15 protein-coding genes are annotated in these 19,938 nt (G+C 60.1%); 2 read left to right on the forward strand and 13 right to left on the reverse strand.

What is annotated here, in order from left to right; translation table 11 throughout:
- Positions 1-334 precede the first annotated feature (334 nt).
- Complete coding sequence (locus ATE40_RS17110) at positions 335-1,576, forward strand: MFS transporter (protein ID WP_063917998.1); 1,242 nt, start codon at positions 335-337, stop codon at positions 1,574-1,576.
- Between the two features lie 110 nt (positions 1,577-1,686).
- Here the strand turns inward: ATE40_RS17110 and ATE40_RS17115 are convergent, their stop codons facing one another.
- The 7 genes from ATE40_RS17115 to ATE40_RS25100 form a co-directional block, all read right to left on the reverse strand.
- Positions 1,687-1,839 (reverse strand): Hok/Gef family protein, encoded by a 153-nt coding sequence (locus tag ATE40_RS17115; RefSeq protein WP_004937610.1) that lies wholly within the window; start codon positions 1,837-1,839, stop codon positions 1,687-1,689.
- 334 nt (positions 1,840-2,173) lie between these two features.
- Positions 2,174-3,094, reverse strand: coding sequence for an agmatinase (speB, locus tag ATE40_RS17120; RefSeq protein WP_004937606.1), 921 nt, complete (start codon positions 3,092-3,094; stop codon positions 2,174-2,176).
- A 352-nt stretch (positions 3,095-3,446) separates the two neighbouring features.
- A complete protein-coding gene (gene msrA, locus ATE40_RS17125; protein WP_338053988.1) occupies positions 3,447-4,079 on the reverse strand; it encodes a peptide-methionine (S)-S-oxide reductase MsrA in 633 nt (210 codons plus the stop codon).
- Positions 4,080-4,194: 115 nt separating this feature from the next.
- Positions 4,195-5,928 carry a cytochrome c biogenesis protein DipZ gene (locus ATE40_RS17130; protein ID WP_063919979.1) on the reverse strand — a complete coding sequence of 578 codons (1,734 nt, stop codon included), beginning with the start codon at positions 5,926-5,928 and terminating at the stop codon, positions 4,195-4,197.
- Between the two features lie 13 nt (positions 5,929-5,941).
- Positions 5,942-6,442: a peptide-methionine (R)-S-oxide reductase MsrB gene (gene msrB, locus ATE40_RS17135; protein WP_019456052.1), complete on the reverse strand. Its 501-nt coding sequence runs from the start codon at positions 6,440-6,442 to the stop codon at positions 5,942-5,944.
- A gap of 181 nt (positions 6,443-6,623) precedes the next feature.
- Positions 6,624-8,600, reverse strand: coding sequence for a biosynthetic arginine decarboxylase (gene speA, locus ATE40_RS17140; RefSeq protein ID WP_019456053.1), 1,977 nt, complete (start codon positions 8,598-8,600; stop codon positions 6,624-6,626).
- Between the two features lie 234 nt (positions 8,601-8,834).
- Positions 8,835-8,978, reverse strand: coding sequence for a hypothetical protein (locus tag ATE40_RS25100; RefSeq protein WP_464017219.1), 144 nt, complete (start codon positions 8,976-8,978; stop codon positions 8,835-8,837).
- A gap of 530 nt (positions 8,979-9,508) precedes the next feature.
- On the opposite strand from ATE40_RS25100, the gene metK reads away from it, so the two are divergent.
- Positions 9,509-10,663: a methionine adenosyltransferase gene (metK, locus tag ATE40_RS17145; RefSeq protein ID WP_019456054.1), complete on the forward strand. Its 1,155-nt coding sequence runs from the start codon at positions 9,509-9,511 to the stop codon at positions 10,661-10,663.
- 123 nt (positions 10,664-10,786) lie between these two features.
- On the opposite strand, the gene ATE40_RS24315 is transcribed toward metK, so the two are convergent.
- From ATE40_RS24315 to mrcB, 6 genes are all read right to left on the reverse strand, one after another.
- Positions 10,787-10,939 (reverse strand): Hok/Gef family protein, encoded by a 153-nt coding sequence (locus ATE40_RS24315; protein WP_071892068.1) that lies wholly within the window; start codon positions 10,937-10,939, stop codon positions 10,787-10,789.
- A gap of 312 nt (positions 10,940-11,251) precedes the next feature.
- On the reverse strand, positions 11,252-13,240 hold the full coding sequence (gene fhuB / locus ATE40_RS17150) for a Fe(3+)-hydroxamate ABC transporter permease FhuB (RefSeq protein ID WP_019456055.1): 1,989 nt from the start codon (positions 13,238-13,240) through the stop codon (positions 11,252-11,254).
- Entirely contained in the window at positions 13,237-14,145 is a 909-nt protein-coding gene (fhuD, locus tag ATE40_RS17155; protein WP_063919672.1) for a Fe(3+)-hydroxamate ABC transporter substrate-binding protein FhuD, read from the reverse strand. Before fhuD ends, fhuB begins: the two co-directional genes overlap by 4 nt.
- Positions 14,145-14,942: a Fe3+-hydroxamate ABC transporter ATP-binding protein FhuC gene (gene fhuC / locus ATE40_RS17160; protein ID WP_019456057.1), complete on the reverse strand. Its 798-nt coding sequence runs from the start codon at positions 14,940-14,942 to the stop codon at positions 14,145-14,147. The genes fhuD and fhuC overlap by 1 nt, the downstream gene beginning before the upstream one ends.
- 47 nt (positions 14,943-14,989) lie before the next feature.
- Positions 14,990-17,182, reverse strand: coding sequence for a ferrichrome porin FhuA (gene fhuA, locus ATE40_RS17165; protein ID WP_063919673.1), 2,193 nt, complete (start codon positions 17,180-17,182; stop codon positions 14,990-14,992).
- A 251-nt stretch (positions 17,183-17,433) separates the two neighbouring features.
- The gene (mrcB, locus tag ATE40_RS17170) at positions 17,434-19,926 is read right to left on the reverse strand and encodes a bifunctional glycosyl transferase/transpeptidase (protein ID WP_019456059.1); all 2,493 of its coding nucleotides are present in this window, start codon (positions 19,924-19,926) and stop codon (positions 17,434-17,436) included.
- Positions 19,927-19,938 lie beyond the last annotated feature (12 nt).

Genomic DNA, 19,938 nt, shown 5'->3' on the forward strand with positions numbered 1-19,938 from the left:
TATAAGTCTGGCGAAACTTTCGTCAAGCGAGCGGAACGGCAAATGTTAATGAAAGGTTGTTTAAAAATGACAAATGCGGGAAAGATCACGAAATAATGCACCGATATGAAAAACCTATGTCAGTTGTGCGCTCCCCCGCTAATTTATGGCAAAAATTGCATTGATTCCGGCGACGTATTGCGCGTAAAAGTGTTCTCTCACTGTCTCTCACCTCTATTTGATAACAATAAATTTACATAACTTAGCCTGACCCCCCGCGTTTCTGCGCAATGGACTCCGCGGGTAAGTTTACTGCTGCCTGAATTCGTCAACCGCTCACACTGAGGAACGCGCCGTGCAACAACGTCAACGCTGGTTTGGGGTGATCGCCCTGCTGTTTCTGATCGTTATCGCCTATGCCGATCGGGTCAATATCGCCGTGATGTTGGTCAATCCTGACTTCCTGCAACACTTCCAACTCGGCGGCGACCGCGCCCATCAGGGCACGCTGATGACGGTGTTTTTACTCGGCTACGGCCTGTCCGCCATGCTGTTGACGCCGTTTCTGGAAACATTGATGGGTTACCGCCGCGCGCTGACGCTGAGCGTGGTGCTGTGGGCGCTGCTCACCGCCGCCTCGCCGCTGGCGGGATCGCTGATGCTGCTGTGCGTGGTGCGCGCGCTGCTTGGCGTCAGCGAAGGGCCGCTGTTCTCGCTGAAGACCATGTACATCAGCGATCATTTCGCCGCCGACGAGCGCGGCAAGCCCAACGCGGTCAGCGCGCTGGGCGTTTCGTTGGGGCTGGTGCTCGGCTTTCCGCTGGTGAGTTTTTTGATGGCGCATTTCGGCTGGGCGATGTCGTTTCACCTGCTGGCGCTGCTCAACCTGCTGCTGGGGCTGGCACTGGTGCGGCTGTTCGTTCATCCCCTCGCCTGGTCTTCATCCTCGCGCCCCACCGATCCGCAGCCGGTGCTGAGCCGCGTCTGGCACACCTTTGCGCTGGCCTGGCGCACGCCGATGCTCGGCTGGATCCTGCTGATCGAGATCGCCACGCTCAGCTATCTATGGGGCTCCAGCTCCTGGCTGCCGGCGTATCTGACCGATGAAAAGGGCTTCTCCATCAAGCAGATGGGCTGGATGGCCGCGCTGCCTTTCATCGTCAGCATCGCCTCCAAATATCTCGGTGGCGTGTTGCTCGATCGTATCCGCCCTTATCAGGCTCCGCTGATCTTCGTCTGCGGCGGCGCGGCGACCGCGCTGTGCATCTATGGCGTGATGAGCAGCCATCAGCTTGGTTGGATCGCCTTCTTCCTGCTGGCGGCCAATGCCTGTTGGGGCGCGCAAGGCGCGGCGATCCCGACCCTACTGCAACATTATGCGCGGCCGGAGGCGGTCGGCAGCGCCTATGGGCTGATCAACGGCATCGGCAATCTGTTCTCGGCGTTTGTGCCGATGGCGATGGGCATGGTGATGGCCAGCCAGGGTAAGGTGTCTTCAGGCTTTGCGGTGCTGATCGCCTCGCAGCTGCTGACGCTGCTGGCAGGCGGCGCACTGTTTGGCCGCATGTTGCTGGCGCGGCAGATGAAGCGGGCATAACCCCGTTCCCCTCTCCTGCGTAGCGGAAAACCGAATGCTTTAAGTGGGTGCTCAGGGATCTGGACGCCAACAACCAGCAGACGGGGGATATCCCCCGTCGCCGGGTTGCCTTACCGTTCGGATTCGTAAGCCAAAATGGCCGCAACCTCCGTAGTGCCCGATCGGATCCGCAGCTCACACAGCGTGCTGCGGGTTATCCATGCCAGCGATATTACCGTGGCACAAATAACCACCAATTTTAACAGGCTCCGTTTGTTCGGCATCATGCCTTCTTCTCCTTGCCTCGCGGCGGGTAAGAGGCTAACTTAACGTTGTTGGGCGTTAGAGTAGGCCTCGGGTTGATGGATATCACTCGGGGCTTTTCTCTTTGTACCTTTCACGCAGGCTCCAGATACAAAGATCCAGAGCACCCGCGCGCAGTATATTCATCCTCTCCGTTGCCCCCGTTTCTTTTTACTGACTCAGTTTCATTTCTGCGCAGAATTGCGCAAAGGCGTTGCAACAGGCTGAAAATCGCAGTGCGGAGGGCGACAAATGAAATAAAAAAAGCGGCCCCATACGATGGGAGCCGCTTTTTTAGCGAGGAGTGTCCTGGCGTCAGGCGTGTTTCTTCGCCGCCTGCAGGTACAGCATCTCCAGGCCCAGGGTCGCCGCGGCCAGCGCGGTGATCTCGGACTGGTCATAGGCCGGCGCCACTTCTACCACGTCCATGCCGACGATGTTCAGCGACTGCATGCCGCGCACCAGTTTCAGCGCACGATCGGAAGTCAGGCCGCCGATCACCGGCGTGCCGGTGCCCGGTGCAAACGCCGGATCCAGGCAGTCGATGTCGAAGGTCAGGTACACCGGCATATCGCCGACGATGCCTTTGATCTGCGTCAGCAGGTCGTCCACGCTGCGATCGTTCACCTGCGCGGCGTCCAGCACGGTGAAGCCGTTGTCATGGTCGAACTCGGTGCGAATGCCGATCTGTACTGAGTGATGCGGATCGATCAGGCCTTCGTTCGGCGCATGGTAGAACATGGTGCCGTGATCGAACTTGCTGCCGTTGGCGTAGGTATCGGTATGGGCGTCGAAGTGTACCAGCGCCAGTTTGCCGAAATGCTTGGCGTGCGCGCGCAGCAGCGGCAGGGTGACGAAGTGGTCGCCACCGAACGAGAGCATGCGCTTACCGGCCTTCAGCAGTTTCTCCGCGTGCGCCTGCAGCTTGTCGCTCATGTCCTGCGCATCGCCGAAGTTGAACACGATGTCGCCGCAGTCAACCACGTTCAGACGATCGCGCAGATCGAAGCTCCACGGCCAGCGGTTGCCTTCCCAGGCCAGGTTGGTGGATACCTGACGAATAGCCGCCGGGCCGTGACGGCCACCGGCGCGACCGGAGGTCGCCATGTCAAACGGAATGCCGGTGATGACCCACTCTGCATCGCTGTCGTAAGGCATGAAGTTCAGCGGAAAGCGCAGGAAACCAAAGGCGTTGGACACTAATGAATTATCGGACTGATGGCCTAAGGTGCTCATAGTAAACCCTCGTAGTTCAACAAGTTGCCGGGCGCAGATGCCGGGCCGTTACAAAAAAAAATCCCTCCCGCGTCGTTAGCCCGACGAGGAAGGGATTGATACCCTGGATAATTGGAGTTGCATCAAGAAGGCCAGGGCGGGAATCCCCAGGAACTTACTCAAGTAAGTGACTGGGATGAACGCACGCCGCCAACACAGAGGCAACTTCAAGTATGACGGGTAATTCGATGTTTGTTTCGGTATTGCCGATAAGGCGGATTATCACCGTATTTTGTCCGCGCTTCAAGCACGCAAATGATCCTGGCCGCTCGTCGTTAGCAAGTATAGAAGAACGCCGTCCAACTGCAGATGCTCATCGCGCGTTTACGTTGACCAACACCGGCTGTGGGCGGTAGCGGGTCGGGAAACGCTGCTCAAGCTGCTTGATTTTCGGCAGGTCGTTAATCCGAATATAAGGCGCATCGGGGTGATCGGTTAAAAAATTCTGGTGATACGCTTCCGCCGAATAGAAGTGAGCGTTGCTTTCGATACGGGTCATCAACGGCCGCTCAAAACTGCGGCTTGCCTGCAGCTGGGCCAGATAAGCGCTGGCGATCCGCTGTTGTGCGGCACTTTGCGGAAAGATAGCCGAGCGGTACTGGGTGCCGCTATCCGGCCCCTGCCGATTGAGTTCGGTAGGATCGTGCACCACCGAGAAAAATATCTGCAATAGCGCGCCATAGGAAACCTGCGTCGGATCAAAGGTCACCGCCACAGATTCTGCGTGACCGGTCATTCCTGTGCTGACGTTGTCATAATTCGCCGTTTTCGCTGCCCCGCCGGCATAACCAGAAACCGCACCGGTCACGCCTTTCACATGCTGAAAAACCCCCTGTACGCCCCAAAAGCAGCCACCGGCGAAAATGGCGGTTTCACTGTGCGAGGCATTTGCGGGTTCATCTATCGTCGGAGCGGGCAGCGTTACCGCCGCCGCCTCACCGCCCAGCGCCCACGCATTTCCCTGTCAAAGGATCATGCCGCTTAGGGCCATCGCGCCGGCGACGGTGCAAGCGCTCAGCAGCGAGTTAAACCTGTTTGCGCGTTTCATTCTGCCCCCTGGATTAGCCGAAGGTGAAAGCATAGGCCGACACACCGGCCCGCTCGAATTCAATGCTGAAGGTATGCTCTCCCGCCCCGTCGGTTTGACGAATCAGTTGGTAAAGCCGTTGATCGGTTATCACGCCACTGCCATCCGGCGCCACATCGACACCATGCATTTCACCCGGCGCTTTGCCATCCAACGTGACTTTGAACGCGATCGGCTGCCCCGTCGCGGCTGGGCCCAGCACTAAATGCAGATCGCGAGCGTGAAAGCGATAGACGATACGCCCGTCAGGCGTGTTCAGCGTGGCGCGTTCTGCCCCGATGGTCCAATTGCCCGCCAGCGCCCAGTGGTTCAGCGACAACAGGGGCGAGGCCGCATAGTCAGCGGCGCTATCCTGAACGGCAGGCGCCGAAGCGAAGTTTTCGGCACGTTGATATCCCAGGTAGGTTTCCGGCGAGATATCCGTCTGGCGACTGGCGGCCTGCTCCACGCCCTGCCCATGCACCTGACTGATAGCGGTGCTGGTGTCTTTTCCTCCCGCCAGTCTCAACAGCGTCTGAATTACGCGCTCAGACTGCGTATAATCGCCCTCACCAAAATGTTGGTAGCGTATGCGCCCGTTGGCGTCGATGAAATAGTGCGCAGGCCAATACTGGTTGTTGAACGCCTGCCAAATGCGATAGTTGTTATCGATGGCTATCGGATAATCGATACCGAGTTTTTTAGCCTCTTTAGCAACGTTAGCGGTATCTCTTTCGAAGGCAAACTCCGGGGCATGTACGCCGATCACCACCAGCCCCTGGTCACGGTATTTTTCCGCCCAGGCTTTCACGTAAGGCAGAGAACGCAGACAGTTGATGCAGGAGTAGGTCCAAAAGTCTACCAGCACCACCTTGCCGCGCAGCGCTTCGGCCTGCAGCGGCGGTGAGTTCAGCCACTGCACCGCCCCCGACAGCGAAGGCATTTCCCCCAGTTCGGCCAGCGCCGGAGCGGCGTCGGCCGTCGTTTGCAGCGCCGCCGGTCGGCTCGCCGGGTTAAACGCCTGCACCAGCCGCTGCTCGATACCGCCGCCAGATGCGGTGGAAATCCGCGCCAGCACGCCGGTGTCCAGGCCGAATGCAATCGCCGCCACGCCGAGTAACATGGCCACTCCCAAACCGCGGCGTATCCATTCGCCGGCGCCCAGCGAACGCTTCATGGCGCTAAAGACCTTGCCGCCGATCAACAGCGCCAACGCCAGTGACGTAGCGGCGCCGGCGGCATAGGCCAACAGCAGCAACGTCGAACCGACATTGGCGCCCTGCAGCGCCGCGCCGGTGAGCACCAGGCCCAGGATCGGCCCGGCGCAGGGCGCCCAAAGCAAGCCGGTGGCAACGCCCAACAGCAACGATGAACCCACTGAATTCTGTTTGTCCGCTGCAACCCGATCCGATAACCGATTACCGGCGGAGACCAACGGTCGCATTACGCGTTCGGCAAGCGCTGGAAACAGCAGCGTAACGCCAAACAGCGCCATCAGAAACAGCGCCAGCCAGCGGCCATATTGATTGACGGCGACCACCCAGCCCCCGCCGACGGCAGCCAGCGTGGCGAACAAAGCGAAGGTCAGCGCCATGCCAACCAACAACGGCAAACCGGAACGCAAGAACGGACGGTCTGCGCGTGCAAAAACGAACGGCAGCACCGGCAAAATGCACGGGCTGGCGATGGTCAAAATGCCGCCTAAGTAAGCCAGTATCAGGATCCACATATCGTTCTCTCCGCTATGCCGCCCGCGGCGTAAATTGTAAGGCAGCCCCGTTCATGCAGTAACGCAGCCCGGTCGGTGGTGGGCCGTCGTCGAATACGTGCCCCAAATGCCCACCGCAGCGCCGGCAGTGCACCTCATCTCGCACCATGCCAAACGAGAGATCTCGACGCTGGGCGACGGCGTGCTCGAGGGGCCGATAAAAGCTCGGCCAACCGGTGTGGCTGTCAAACTTGGTATCAGAAGAAAACAGCGGCAGGCCACATCCGGCGCACGAGAATATCCCTGCGCGGTGTTCGTCGTTCAATGGGCTGCTATAGGGCGCTTCGGTCCCCTGTTCGCGCAGAATATGATATTGCGCGCCGGTCAGGCGCTGACGCCACTGTTGGTCGCTGTAATTGACTGCAAATTGCTCCGGCGCCCCCGCATTCGCTTGCAGCAAAGGCCGCCATCCCAACGCCAGCAGCGCGGATAAACCGCCGCCGGCCAGAATAAATCGCCGTCTGTTGATCATCATGACCTTCTCCGCATCCAACTACTGCAAAGCCGATAAAGACAACCTATAAAGAAAGTGTTGACCAAGTCCTCACGGGAAGTTAACAAATTTGTGATAACTGATTAGCGGGGAGGGGCGGTGTGAAGGGTACGCGTTGAAAAAAAACGGGCGCTTCGCCAGCGCCCGTTTTTTCCTTACGAAATTACTCGTCTTCCAGATACGTGTAGCCGTACAGACCAGCTTCAAACTCTTCCAGGAACTGCGCCTGCAGCTCGCCGTCCAGATCGGTTTCTTTCACCTGATCGCGGAACTTGGACAACAGCGCGCTCGGATCGAGCTGCACATACTCCAGCATATCCGCCACGGTGTCGCCCTCGTCGGACAGCTCGGTCTCAACGCTGCCGTCCGGGAACACGTACACGTCAACCGAGGCGGTGTCGCCAAACAGGTTGTGCATGTTGCCGAGGATCTCCTGGTACGCGCCGACCATAAAGAAGCCCAACGCCGGCGGGTTCTCCGGATCGTACGGCGGCATCGGCATGGTGGTCGCCACGCCGTCGCCGTCGACGTAATGGTCGATGGTGCCGTCGGAGTCGCAGGTGATGTCGAGCAGCACCGCGCGGCCTTCCGGCGGCTTATCCAACCCTTCCAGCGGCAGCACCGGGAACAACTGATCGATACCCCAGGCATCCGGCATCGACTGGAACAGCGAGAAGTTGACGTAGAACTTGTCGGCCATACGCTCTTGCAGTTCGTCGATGATCGGACGGTGCGCGCGGTTGCTCGGATCGAGCTGCTGCTGAATCTTGTTGCAGATGTTCAGATACAGCTGTTCGGCCCAGGCGCGCTTGGTCAGATCCAGCATGCCGTGCGCATATTGGGTATGCACGTCGTGCAGATCCATCTGGCTGTCGTGCAGCCATTCGCGCAGCGAGCGGCGGTTCTCCGGCTCGTTCATTTCCAGCCAGGTTTCCCACATGCTTTCCAGCGCGCGCGGCGCGTCGGCTTCCGGCGGCAGCGGTTCGCTGAACTCATTGCGCTCAACGCCGATCACGTTGGAGACCAGCACCGTGTGGTGCGCGGTTACCGCGCGGCCAGACTCGGTGATCACCGTCGGGTGCGGCAGGCCGTGTTCGTTACAGGCGTCGCCGATGCCCCAAATCACGTTGTTGGCGTATTCGTTCAGCCCGTAGTTCACCGAGCAGTCGGACTGCGAACGGGTGCCTTCGTAGTCGACGCCCAAACCGCCGCCCACGTCGAAGCACTGAATGTTGACGCCCAATTTGTGCAGCTCAACGTAGAAGCGCGCCGATTCGCGCACGCCGGTGGCGATATCGCGGATGTTGGCCAGCTGCGAGCCCAGGTGGAAGTGCAGCAACTGCAGGCTGTCGAGACGGCCCGCTTCACGCAGGGTCTCCACCAGCTTCAGCACCTGCACTGCCGCCAGACCGAACTTGGATTTTTCGCCGCCGCTCGACTGCCATTTGCCGGAGCCTTGCGATGCCAGGCGCGCCCGCACGCCCAGACGCGGTATGACGTTCAACCGTTCGGCCTCTTCCAGCACCAGGTTGATCTCGGACATCTTCTCGATCACCAGGTACACCTTGTGCCCCAGTTTTTCCCCGATCAGCGCCAGGCGAATGTATTCACGATCTTTATAGCCGTTACAGACAATCACCGAGCGGGTCATGCCGGCATGCGCCAGCACCGCCATCAGCTCGGCCTTGGAGCCGGCTTCCAGCCCCAGCGGTTCGCCGGAGTTCACCAGCGACTCAATCACGCGGCGATGTTGGTTCACCTTGATCGGGTACACCAGGAAATAGCCGCCCTGGTAACCGAAGGACTCACGCGCGCGTTTGAACGCGGCGTTGATCGAACGCAAGCGATGCTGAAGGATCTGCGGGAAGCAGAACAGCGCCGGCAGACGCTGGCCGTCTTTCTGGCGCTCTTTCACCAGTTCTGCCAGATCGACACGTGCCTGTGGGACATCCGGATCCGGGCACACGCTGATATGGCCCAGCTCGTTCACGTCATAGTAATTGTTGCCCCAGTAGGCGACGTTATAAGTGCGCAGCATCTTGCTGGCATTACGATCATTCATGGCAACCTCCTGCATGGAGCGCAAAGATAAAGACTCGCCCGCAACCGGCGGGCGGTGAATCAACAGATCATCAGACATGGTTCGCCTCACATTCCGTACTGACGAAACCGTCAGCCACTATCGCAGCTACAACCCGCGAGAACAACCCAACAAGCCGCGCTGGCGGCAGCGAAGAGAACTGCCGTTCGCGGTCAGCGATCGGTTTATCACTCATATAATTGTAAGACACCCTGTTCAAACCTCGTGAATCGGGCCAAGAAACATCCCACAGGAAGGCTGCAGGCTACCCTTGTTCAGTTCTTCAGACGACCGTTAGCCGGCCCGAGAATCCTGAGTAGCGGCCAAGTGTTTATCGCACCTGGTAAGTGACAGAGAGACAAGACGGGAAATAGCAGAAGAATGTGCGCCAGAACGGCACTGCTGTTGGGAACCAACAACCGGTAGACAACGGATCATTAATCCAACCACCTCCACGCGCGTCGTTCGGAGTGAACGACCAAGCCTCTAAAATAGTGTAAGAACGTGACCGTTCGATGAAGCGGCGGCGCTCACGGCGAACGCCTGCGACGGATAATAGCGCAACGCCGGCGAATGCAAAGCGGAAGTTTATCGCACCTTCCCCACGTCAGATCGCCGTACTGTGCAGCAAATGAACCGCGCGCGCAGTTTATACCGGTAAGCAGGTGAAAAAGCAAAATGAAAATTCGCCGAAAACTGTTTCAAGCGATGAAAATGGCGCCAACCGGTTTGCGCAAAAGAGCGAAAGCGCAAAAAATTACTGGCAATCTGGCTAAACCCTGACCTAAAATAGACGTCCAGATGTTAATCCATCTATACTGGTTAACTGATAAACTGCTTAACGGCTTTGCCTGAGGGGCGTTGCAGGATGCATCTCGCGCCATCAGCGGAAGACCCTTCGCTTCGATGCCGGATCTCCAGCGCTGTGCAGTAATTTCTAACCCGTCTTATGCAAGGTAAAGAACACAATGGCTAAACACCTATTCACGTCCGAATCCGTCTCCGAAGGACATCCCGATAAAATCGCCGATCAGATCTCCGATGCCGTCCTCGACGCCATCCTGGAGCAGGATCCAAAAGCGCGCGTCGCCTGCGAAACCTACGTGAAAACCGGTATGGTGCTGGTCGGCGGTGAAATCACCACCAGCGCCTGGGTCGATATCGAAGAGATCACCCGCCAGACCGTGCGCGAAATCGGCTACGTTCATTCGGACATGGGCTTTGACGCCAACTCCTGCGCAGTATTGAGCGCCATCGGCAAGCAATCCCCGGATATCAATCAGGGCGTTGACCGTACCGATCCTCTCGAGCAGGGTGCCGGCGATCAGGGCTTGATGTTTGGCTACGCCACCAACGAAACCGACGTGCTGATGCCAGCGCCTGTCACCTACGCGCACCGTCTGGTGCAGCGCCAGTCCGAAGTGCGTAAAAACGGCACCCTGCCGTGGCTGCGCCCGGACGCGAAGAGCCAGGTGACCTTCCAGTACGACGACGGCAAAATTGTCGGCATCGACGCCGTGGTTCTGTCCACCCAGCACTCCGAAGACATCTCGCTGAAAGATCTGCAGGAAGCGGTGATGGAAGAGATCATCAAGCCGGTACTGCCGGCGGAATGGCTGACGGCGGGCACCAAATACCACATCAACCCGACCGGCCGTTTCGTTATCGGCGGCCCGATGGGCGATTGCGGCCTGACCGGCCGTAAGATCATCGTCGATACCTACGGCGGCATGGCACGCCACGGCGGCGGTGCCTTCTCCGGTAAGGATCCGTCCAAGGTTGACCGTTCGGCCGCTTACGCGGCGCGCTACGTGGCGAAAAACATCGTCGCCGCCGGCCTGGCCGATCGCTGCGAGATCCAGGTTTCTTACGCTATCGGCGTAGCGGAACCGACTTCCATCATGGTGGAAACCTTCGGTACCGAGAAAGTGCCAACCGAACAGCTGACGCTGCTGGTGCGCGAATTCTTCGATCTGCGCCCATACGGCCTGATCCAGATGATGGATCTGCTGCAGCCGATCTACCGCGAAACCGCCGCCTACGGCCACTTCGGCCGCGAGCACTTCCCGTGGGAAGCGACCGACAAAGCTGAGTTGCTGCGCGATGCCGCCGGCCTGAAATAAGCTCCGGTATCAACATGAAAACGGCGAGCCTTGGCTCGCCGTTTTTTTTGAATGGATGGGTGCTCATGGATCAACGCATCGACTGCCGGCCGGCGGAGGCAAAACCCCCGCCGCCGGGTTGCCTTACCGTTCGGATTCGTAAGCCAAAATGGCCGCAACCTCCGAAGTGCCCGATCGGATCCGCAGCTCACACAGCGTGCTGCGGGTTATCCATGCCAGTGATATTACCGTGGCACAAATAACCACCAATTTTAACAGGCTCCGTTTGTTCGGCATCATGCCTTCTTCTCCTTGCCTCGCGGCGGGTAAGAGGCTAACTTAACGTTGTCGTGCGTTAGAGTAGGCCTCGGGTTGATGGATATCGACTCGGGGCTTTTCTCTTTGTCTCTTTCGCACGGGCTCCAGAGACAAAGATCCAGAGCACCCGCCCGCAGTATATTCATCTCACCGCCACGCCTCGTGTTCCTTTTCGCACGCAATATCGTTTTTGCGCAACCGCTCGCAGCGCCTTGCAACATCCTGAAAAAATAAAAAAAGGCTCAGCGACGCTGAGCCTTTGATGGCAGAAAAAGCACGGCGAGACGCCGATTACGACGTCTGCTTACGCAACAGATAAACGAAGTACGGCGCACCGATAAAGGTCGCCAATAACCCGGCGGGGATCTGGTACGGGAACAGCAGCATCCTCCCGCACCAGTCGGCAAACACCATCAGCAAGCCGCCCAGCAGCGCGGCGATCACCATCTGCGGCAGCGCACGGCGGAAGCCCAGCATGCGCGCCATATGCGGTGCCATCAGCCCGACAAAGCTCAGCGGCCCCACGGTCAGGGTCGCCATAGCGGTCAGCGTGGCGGCCAGCAACAGGATGGTCAATCGCGCAGGCGTCAAGGCGATCCCCACCGAACGAGCGGTAGCGCCGCCGAGCGGCAGAATGGTCAGCCAGCGGCGGCACAGCGGCGCCAATATCATCAATCCGGCGGCGATCAGCGCGGTGCGCAGCGCCTGCGCCGGCTCCACCGAATAGGTTGAACCGGAGAGCCAGGTCAGCAAGCCCCCCATACGCGGATCGCCGCTGGCCAGCAGCAGGAAGATGACGGTAGTAAAAGCCGTGCTGAGCGCGATGCCGGCCAGCAGCATCCGTTCGGTCGAGAAACCGCCGCGGCCAGCGGCGATCATGATGATCAGCAGCGTCGCGGCCGCCCCCAGACTGCCGGCGGGCAACAGCCAAACGAAGGCGTCGCCCGGCACCATAAACAACATCATCACGACGCCAAAAGCGGCGCCGGAACTGATGCCCAACACTTCCGGGCTGGCCATCGGGTTGCCGGTCAGTTTCTGAATCAGCGTGCCGGCGACCGCCAGCATCATGCCCGCGGCCAGCGCCGACAGCACCCGCGGCCAGCGCCACGGCAGCAGGGAGTCCAGTTCCGCCCCCTGGCTCCAGTGCCAGCCGCCGGCATTTTTGCCCAGCATCAGTGCCAGCGTCAGGCCAATCAGCAACACGATGCCGGCCAGGCCAATCCAGCCCGCCAGATGCCCGCGTTCGGCAGGCACCTTGTCGCCCAGGTTCATCGGTGGCGGCGTGGCGGCGCTGCGCAAACGCGGCAACAGCCACAGCAGCAGCGGCGCGCCGAACAACGCGGTGGCCGCACCGGTCGGGATTTCACGCCACACCTGCGTCACCCCGATCATCACCTGATCGGTCAACCACAGCAACAGCGCCCCCAGCAGCGGCGCCAGCATCATGCGGTGCGCCAGACGACGGGCGCCCAGCATCTTCGCCATCAGCGGCGCGAACAGGCCGATAAAGCCGATAACGCCCACCGCGCTCACCAACATGGCGCTGAAGATAATGGCCAACCCGAGAGCGCAGAAACGCGCCATCGACAGCCCCAGCCCCAGGTTGCGCGCCACGCCGTCGTCCAGCCCCAGCAGCGTCAGCGGGCGCAGCAACAGCGCCGCCAGCGCGCCGGCCACCAGCAAGCGCGGCAGGATAAACTGTACCGCGCTCCAGTCCTGTTGGTTCAACGCACCGGTGCCCCACAGGAACATGCCCTGCAGCTGATCGTAATTAAACAGCGCCAACAGGCTGTTGACTGCGCCGCAGTACAGCCCCAGCACCAGACCGGCCAGAATCAGCGTAACCGGCGACATACGCTTGCCCCAGGCGACGCCGAACACCAGTCCTCCCACCACGACCGCCCCCACCATAGCGGCCAGTTGCCGGGTGAATTCGCCCCCCGGCAGCACCCACAGCGTGGCGATGGTCAAGCCGAGCTGCGCGCCGGCGGCAACGCCGAGCGTCGACGGCTCCGCCAACGGGTTGCGCAACACCTGCTGGAACAGGACGCCGACCAGCCCCAGACCGGCGCCGGCCAACAGCGACACCGTCAACCGCGGCAGCAGACTGTAATGGAACAGCATTTGCCGCACATCGTCGATGTCCGGCGCGCTGAGCGCCTGCGCCCATTGCGCCGGTGGCAATTGCTGCATCAGGTTGTATATCGTCAGGCCACCTGACGCCGCCAGCAACAGCAGGATCAGCGTCAGCGGTAATTTCCGGATGCCCGAATTCATGACGCCCTCTCCTGGGCCTGCGCCAACAGGCGGCAAAAGCGCATCGTCGACAGCGTGGCGCCGTAGAACCACACCGCCGGCACCTGCCGCAGCTGGTTTTGCCGCACGAAGGGCAACGACTGCCACAGCGGCGTCGCGCTGACCTTGTCCATCATCGCCTGATTACCGTGGTCGAGATAAATGACCCGGGCGTTACGCACCGAGGCCAACCGTTCAATCCCCACTACCGCCGTGCCCCAGAAGTCGGTTTGCTCCTGCCAGGCATTGCGAATGCCCAGTTGATCCATCGCTTCCTGGAACAGGCTTTTCTGGCCGATGATCAACGCATGGCGCGTGTCGATCAGGGAAAACAACAGCAGCGGTTGCCGGGTGTAGCTTTGCAGACGCTGACGTGCGTCCTGCATAAAGCGGTCGAACTGCGCCAGGTGATTTGCCGCCCGGCTTTCTATGCCCAACCGCTGCCCCAACGCCAGCAGCGACTGGCGGGCCACGGTCAGCGGTTTGCCGCTGCCGTCGTTGAAGCCGAAGCTCATGGTTGGCGCGATGGGCTGGATTTTTCGCGGTGTCGGGCCATAGCCTTGCGACAGCAACACCAGCGAAGGCTGGAGCTGCTGCAACAGTTCGAGGTTAGGCTCGGTGCGCTGCCCGACGTCGACCACCGTCGCCGGCAGCTTCGGCTCCGCCACCCACAGGTTGTAGTTATGGACATCGGCCACCGCCAGCGGCGTCACGCCCAATGCCAACAGCAGCTCGATCGGCAGCCATTCCAGCGCCGCAACGCGCGCGATATCCGGCGGCGCATCTGCCGCTCGACCGGGCAACGAGCCCAACAGCGGCGACAACGCCAACGCCATCAGCAGACGGCGGCGCAGTGGATCGTGAGAAGATGTGAATGCAGAAGACATCAGTAGACAAAACTCACCGGCGCGCCGCCGCTCGGGTGCGGCAACGTGCCCATAGGAATACCGTAAATTTGCTCCAGCACCGGCCCCTGCATCAATTCCAGCGGGCCGCCCTGGGCGATCATTTCACCGCCGCGCAGCGCCACCAAATGGTCACAGTAGCGCGCCGCCATGTTGATGTCGTGCAGCACGGCGATCACCGTGAGATCGCGTTCGCGGCTCAAGCGCTGGATCAGCGCCAACACGTCGACCTGGTGCGCGATGTCCAGCGCCGAGGTCGGTTCGTCGAGCAGCAGGCAGCGGCTGTCCTGCGCCACCATCATCGCCAGCCAGGCGCGTTGGCGCTCGCCGCCGGACAGGCTGTCCACCAGCCGATTGGCGAACGGCTTCAAGCCCACCAGCGCGATGGCCTCTTCCACCTGTTGACGATCGTTGGCACCAAAACGCCCCAGCGCGCCATGCCACGGATAACGGCCGACGGCCACCAGCTCGCGCACCGTCATGCCTTCCGCCGCCGGCAACTGCTGCGGCAGGTAGGCCACCTGGCGGGCGAAAGACTTGCTGTCCCACTGCGCCAACGGCTGCTGATTGAGCAATACCTGGCCGTCGCTGGGCGCATGGTGCCGCCCGAGCAGTTTCAACAAAGTGGATTTACCGGAACCGTTATGGCCGATCAGGCCGCAGACTTTGCCCTGGGGAAAACCGAGCGACAGCGGTTGCAACAGCACCCGACCGGGGACGGCGAAGCTGGCGTTATCCAGCGCGAAGGTCGCGCCGGGATTAAGAAGTTTGTCCTGCATAGATCCTGCTTTGTCCGGGGCGACACGGCGCCGCCCCGGCTATCCGGTTAGAAACGGAAGGTTGCGGTGGCGACCACCTGGCGTTCTGCGCCCCAATAGCAGGCGTAGTCGCTGTAGCAGCTCGACACGTAGGTCTTGTCGAACAGGTTATTGATGTTAACGCCCACGGATGAGCCCGGCAGGCCAAAGCGCGCCAGATCGTATTTAATGGTAGCGTCCACCAGCGTGTAGTCCGGTACTTTGAAGGCGGAGTTATCGCTGTTGAAGCTCGAGCTGGAGCCGACGTAGCGCACACCGGAGCCCAACGTCAGGCCGCTCAACGCCGTTTCGTGGAAGGTGTAATCCGCCCACAGCGAAGCCAAGTGTTTCGGCATCTCGACGGTCGGTTTACCCTGATAGGTATTGTCCTTGGTGTACTTCGCATCGGTATAGGTATAGGAGGCGATCAGGTTGACGTTGGCGTTCAACGCCGCCTTGGCTTCCAACTCCACGCCGCGCGAACGGATCTCGCCGCTCTGCACGCTGAACTGCGGATTGGCCGGATCCGGCGTCAGATTATTGCTTTTGGTCAGCTGATACAGGGCGCCGGTCAGCACGATCGGGCGATCCTTCGGCACGTATTTCACGCCGGCTTCATACTGCTTGCCGATAGAAGGCTTGAAGGTGCTGCCTCCGCGGGTTGTACCCAAATTCGGCTCAAACGACTCGCTGTAGCTGAAATACGGCGTCACGCCATTGTCGAACAGGTAGTTCAGACCGCCGCGCCAGGTAAACTGCCGGTCGGTTTGCTGATCCGTCAAATTCGTATCACGATTGTAAGCGGAGGTCTTCGCCCAGTCATAGCGACCGCCCAGCGTCAACAGCCACTGGTTCCACTCCCCTTGTTCCTGCACATACAGGCCGGTTTGCTCCTGACGGTTCAGGTAATGGTAGGGGAAGTTGATGTTGACAGCGTCATTTCCGTATTGCGGATTGGTCATACTAAGACCTTCCGCAGAACCATATGCGGCATTGATATCGTTACGCATGCGCGAGTAATCCACCCCAAACAATAGGGTGTGATCAACCTGTCCCGTTTTCACCTTCGCCTGCGCCTGGGTATCTACGGAGAAATTGTTCAGGTGTTCCTTCGATTGAACATAGAGGCGATTGATCGTCGTCGGCGATGACAAACCATATCCATAAATGCTCTTCATATCGGTGTCCAGCTGCATATAGCGCAGATTCTGGCGCACCGCCCAGGTATCGTTGAAGGCGTGTTCGAAGCTGTAGCCGATCATCCGTTGTTTGCGGGACATGTAGTTGCTGGCTTCGCCCTCGTTGAAATCGGTCGGCAGTTTGCTGCCATCCGGCAACGGTATCAGCGTCCCCTGTTTCGGCAACCAGCCGTAAAAGCCGGTATAAGGATCGTTTTGAATGTTGGCCAACAGCGTGAGGTTGGTTTTGTCATCTGGACGCCAGCTAAAGGATGGCGCGATCGCATAGCGCTTCTCTTTGCTCATGGTCTGCTGCGTATCGCTGTCTTTCGCCAGGCCGGTCAGACGGTAGGAATAGATGCCCTGATCGTCCAGCGCGTCGCTGAAATCGAAGCCAGTCTGGAACAGGTTATCGGTGCCCATCTTGAACTGGATTTCGCGCAGCGGTTCGGTGGTTGGCCGTTTGCTGACCATGGCGACCAAACCGCCCGGGTTGCTTTTGCCGTACAGCACCGAAACCGGGCCGCGCAGCAGCTCGGCTCGCTCAAGGAAATAAGGATCGATGGACGCTTCGCTGTAGTTGTTGCCCAGCAACCGCAGGCCATCCAGATACTGGGTGGTGTTGGTGGCCGGGAAGCCGCGGATCGCCACCGCGTCATAGGTGGTGGAGCTGCCGCGGCTGGCGAATACGCCCGGCGCATAGGCCAGCGCGCCTTTCACCGTATCCGGCTGGCGCATGTCCATCTCTTCACGCGTCACCACGGAAACGGACTGCGGGTTCTTCTCGATCGGCGTATCGGTTTTGGTGCCGGTGGCGCTGCGTTTGGCGACATAGGTACCGACCGGCCCCCAGGCGCTTTCCTGCTGGGCGGTATTGCTGCCGCCCACAACGGTAATCGTGTCTTCCTTGGCGGCCGGCTTGGCATCGGCGGAGAAAGCCGGCATTGCCAGCGTGCCCAACGCCGCGGCGACGGTGATCGCTAACGCGCTGACGGGAGTACGGCCCTGCTTGGCCGCAGATGATGAAAGACGCTTGGTCGGCATAGTTGATTTCTCTGATGAATAATTAAATGACGAATGTAAACGATAATAATTATTATAAGCGTCGCATTTTATGCAGAAGCCAAATTAAACTGCAAGCCGAATTCACAGGGCAAATAGGTTAAGGATTAGGCGCTTAGCCTTGCGGTTAGCAGGGAAATAAAACGAGCGGAAAAACAAAAAAACCCGCAACCAAGGTTACGGGCTTAATAACAAAGAAAAAATTTTCACTGGGGCCGGCGCCCCGGTAGCGATTACTGACCGAACATATCCTTGATCCAGCCGGCGACGCCATCGCCATCTTTTTGCTCACCCGCCGCCGGTTGCTGCTGTTGCTGCACCGCCGCCTGGCTGGCCTGGCACAATCCCTGCGGATTGTCGGTCCAGACCGGGATGGTGCGCCAACTGCCACCGCCGCAGATAAAGTTGCCGGCAGAGTCGATGCTCATCTGGTTAATGCCTTCCGGCGGCTGCAGCATCAGCGGCAGCGGCGTCTGGTTTTCCAGATAACGGCGATACAGGGTCAAGGCACCGTTGGCGCCGGTCAGCTTGGCCGGGCCGTTGTTGTCGCGCCCCACCCAGGCGATCGCCACCTCTTTACCGTCGATGCCGGCAAACCAGCTGTCGCGCAAATCGTTGGTGGTACCGGTTTTCGCCGCCAGGTTGTAGTTCGGGAACTTCACCGACAGCGAACGGGAGGTCCCGCGCGCTACGCCCTGCTGCATCGCATACAGCGTCAGGTAAGCGGCCTGCGCCGGCACCATGCGTTCCGCCTGCGGGAAGCTCTGGTACAGCACCGTGCCGTCTTCGGCGATCACCGAACGCACCGCCGACAGCGGCGCACGGTTACCGCCGCTGGCGATGGTCTGATACTCCTGCGCCACTTCCATCGGCGTCAGGCCGATCGCCCCCAGCAGCATCGAAGGCACCGGGTTGATCTCCGCTTTTGGGATGCCCAGACGTTGCAGCGTGGCGCTGATCTGATCCAGCCCAACCGACAGACCGAGGTTCACCGTCGGCACGTTCAGCGAGTTGGCCAGCGCATCCACCAGCATCACCTGACCGCGGAATTTACGGTCATAGTTGTTCGGCTGCCAAACGGCCCCGTTCGGCTGTTTCAGCGACAGCGGCGCATCCGCCAGCCAGGTGTTGAGGCGGTATTTATCCGGTTCGGATAGTGCGGTCAGGTACGTCGGCGGCTTGGCCAACGAGCCGACCAGACGGCGCGCCTGCATGGCGCGGTTGAAACCGGCGAACTGCGGGTTGGCGCCGCCGACCATGGCGCGCACTTCACCGCTGAAGCGATCGACAATCACCATCGCCGCTTCCAGATCCTGCAGATGACGCGCGGCGCGCAGCGCCGGAATGCCGTCTTCGACCGCTTTTTCCGCCGCGTCTTGCGACACCGGATCCAGCGTGGTGAAGATCTTCACGCCGGACAGGTCATTGACCTTATCGCCCAGCTTGCTCTGCAGTTCCTGGCGCACCATCTGCATAAACGCCGGCTGTGGCGTAATGACGCCGCCTTTCGGCTGCACGCCCAGCGGACGCGCGCTCAGCATGTCATACAGCTCGCCGTCGATCACGCCCTGGTTCTGCAACAGCTTGAGCACCAGATTGCGGCGCTCCAGCGCCAGTTTCGGGTTGCGCCACGGGTTGTACAGCGACGCGCCCTTGACCATGCCGACCAGCAGCGCCTGCTGATCGAGGCTCAGCTCGTCCACCGGACGGCCGAAGTAGTACAGGCTGGCCAACGGGAAACCGCGGATCTGATCGCTGCCGCTCTGGCCGAGGTACACCTCGTTCAGATACAGTTCCAGAATGCGGTCCTTGCTGTAACGGTAATCCACCAACAGCGCCATATAGGCTTCGTTGGCCTTACGCCACAGCGAACGTTCGTTGCTCAGGAACAGGTTCTTCACCAGCTGCTGCGTCAGGGTACTGCCGCCCTGCACTGCACGGCCGGCGGTCAGGTTGGCCAGCACCGCACGGCCGATGGAGTAAGGGCTGATGCCGTCATGCTCATAGAAGTGGCGGTCTTCCGTGGCGATCAGCGTATCCACCAGCAGATCCGGGAAGCCGGAGCGCGGTACAAACAGACGCTGTTCGCCGTTCGGCGACTGCAGCATGGTGATAAGACGCGGATCGAGGCGGAAGAAGCCGAAGCTGCGGCCGCTGTCCAGATTTTCGATCTTCGCCAGGCGGTTGTTCTGGAAATCGAGGCGAGCGCGGATCTGGCCTTCTTTACCATCCGGGAAGTCGAACGGGCGGCGCAGCATCTCGATGCTGTTAGCCTGCACGGTAAACTCGCCCGGACGTGTCATGCGGCTGACCTGGCGATACTGCATGCCTTCCAGCAGGTTGACCATTTCCTTCTTGCTGTACGGCATGCCCGGTTCCAGGTTGACCATGCGGCCGTACACCGCCGCCGGCAGCTGCCAGACTTTACCGTCGATGCGGCTGCGGATCTGCGAGTCCAGGTAGACGCCATAGATCGCCAACAGGACAGCGATCACCAGGATCAGTTTGATAAACAGGCCGAGCCAGCGGCGTTTTTTACGCGGCGGAGTCGCTTTTACCTTACGCGGCATGCGTTCCTCCTCCTCTTCATACTCATCATCGTCATACTCGTCTTCTTCGTAATCGTCATAATCGTCGTCTCGGCGGCGGCGCGGCGGCTTGCGCGACGCGGTGCTTTTTGGTTGTTTTCCTTTGCGCCCGATGGGCTCGCGGTCATCCCCAGCCATGGCTGTTGTTCT

Origin of the sequence: Serratia surfactantfaciens, assembly GCF_001642805.2 — a bacterium.
Taxonomy (GTDB): Bacteria; Pseudomonadota; Gammaproteobacteria; order Enterobacterales; family Enterobacteriaceae; genus Serratia; species Serratia surfactantfaciens.

Excerpts from the sequence above, each read along its gene's own strand:
- ATE40_RS17115 (WP_004937610.1), bottom strand. The coding sequence starts at position 1,839 with ATGCCGAACAAACGGAGCCTGTTAAAATTGGTGGTTATTTGTGCCACG.
- speB (WP_004937606.1), bottom strand. The coding sequence starts at position 3,094 with ATGAGCACCTTAGGCCATCAGTCCGATAATTCATTAGTGTCCAACGCC.
- ATE40_RS17130 (WP_063919979.1), bottom strand. The coding sequence starts at position 5,928 with ATGTGGATCCTGATACTGGCTTACTTAGGCGGCATTTTGACCATCGCC.
- msrB (WP_019456052.1), bottom strand. The coding sequence starts at position 6,442 with ATGATGATCAACAGACGGCGATTTATTCTGGCCGGCGGCGGTTTATCC.
- speA (WP_019456053.1), bottom strand. The coding sequence starts at position 8,600 with ATGTCTGATGATCTGTTGATTCACCGCCCGCCGGTTGCGGGCGAGTCT.
- ATE40_RS25100 (WP_464017219.1), bottom strand. The coding sequence starts at position 8,978 with ATGATCCGTTGTCTACCGGTTGTTGGTTCCCAACAGCAGTGCCGTTCT.
- metK (WP_019456054.1), top strand. The coding sequence starts at position 9,509 with ATGGCTAAACACCTATTCACGTCCGAATCCGTCTCCGAAGGACATCCC.
- ATE40_RS24315 (WP_071892068.1), bottom strand. The coding sequence starts at position 10,939 with ATGCCGAACAAACGGAGCCTGTTAAAATTGGTGGTTATTTGTGCCACG.
- fhuB (WP_019456055.1), bottom strand. The coding sequence starts at position 13,240 with ATGAATTCGGGCATCCGGAAATTACCGCTGACGCTGATCCTGCTGTTG.
- fhuD (WP_063919672.1), bottom strand. The coding sequence starts at position 14,145 with ATGTCTTCTGCATTCACATCTTCTCACGATCCACTGCGCCGCCGTCTG.
- fhuC (WP_019456057.1), bottom strand. The coding sequence starts at position 14,942 with ATGCAGGACAAACTTCTTAATCCCGGCGCGACCTTCGCGCTGGATAAC.
- fhuA (WP_063919673.1), bottom strand. The coding sequence starts at position 17,182 with ATGCCGACCAAGCGTCTTTCATCATCTGCGGCCAAGCAGGGCCGTACT.
- mrcB (WP_019456059.1), bottom strand. The coding sequence starts at position 19,926 with ATGGCTGGGGATGACCGCGAGCCCATCGGGCGCAAAGGAAAACAACCA.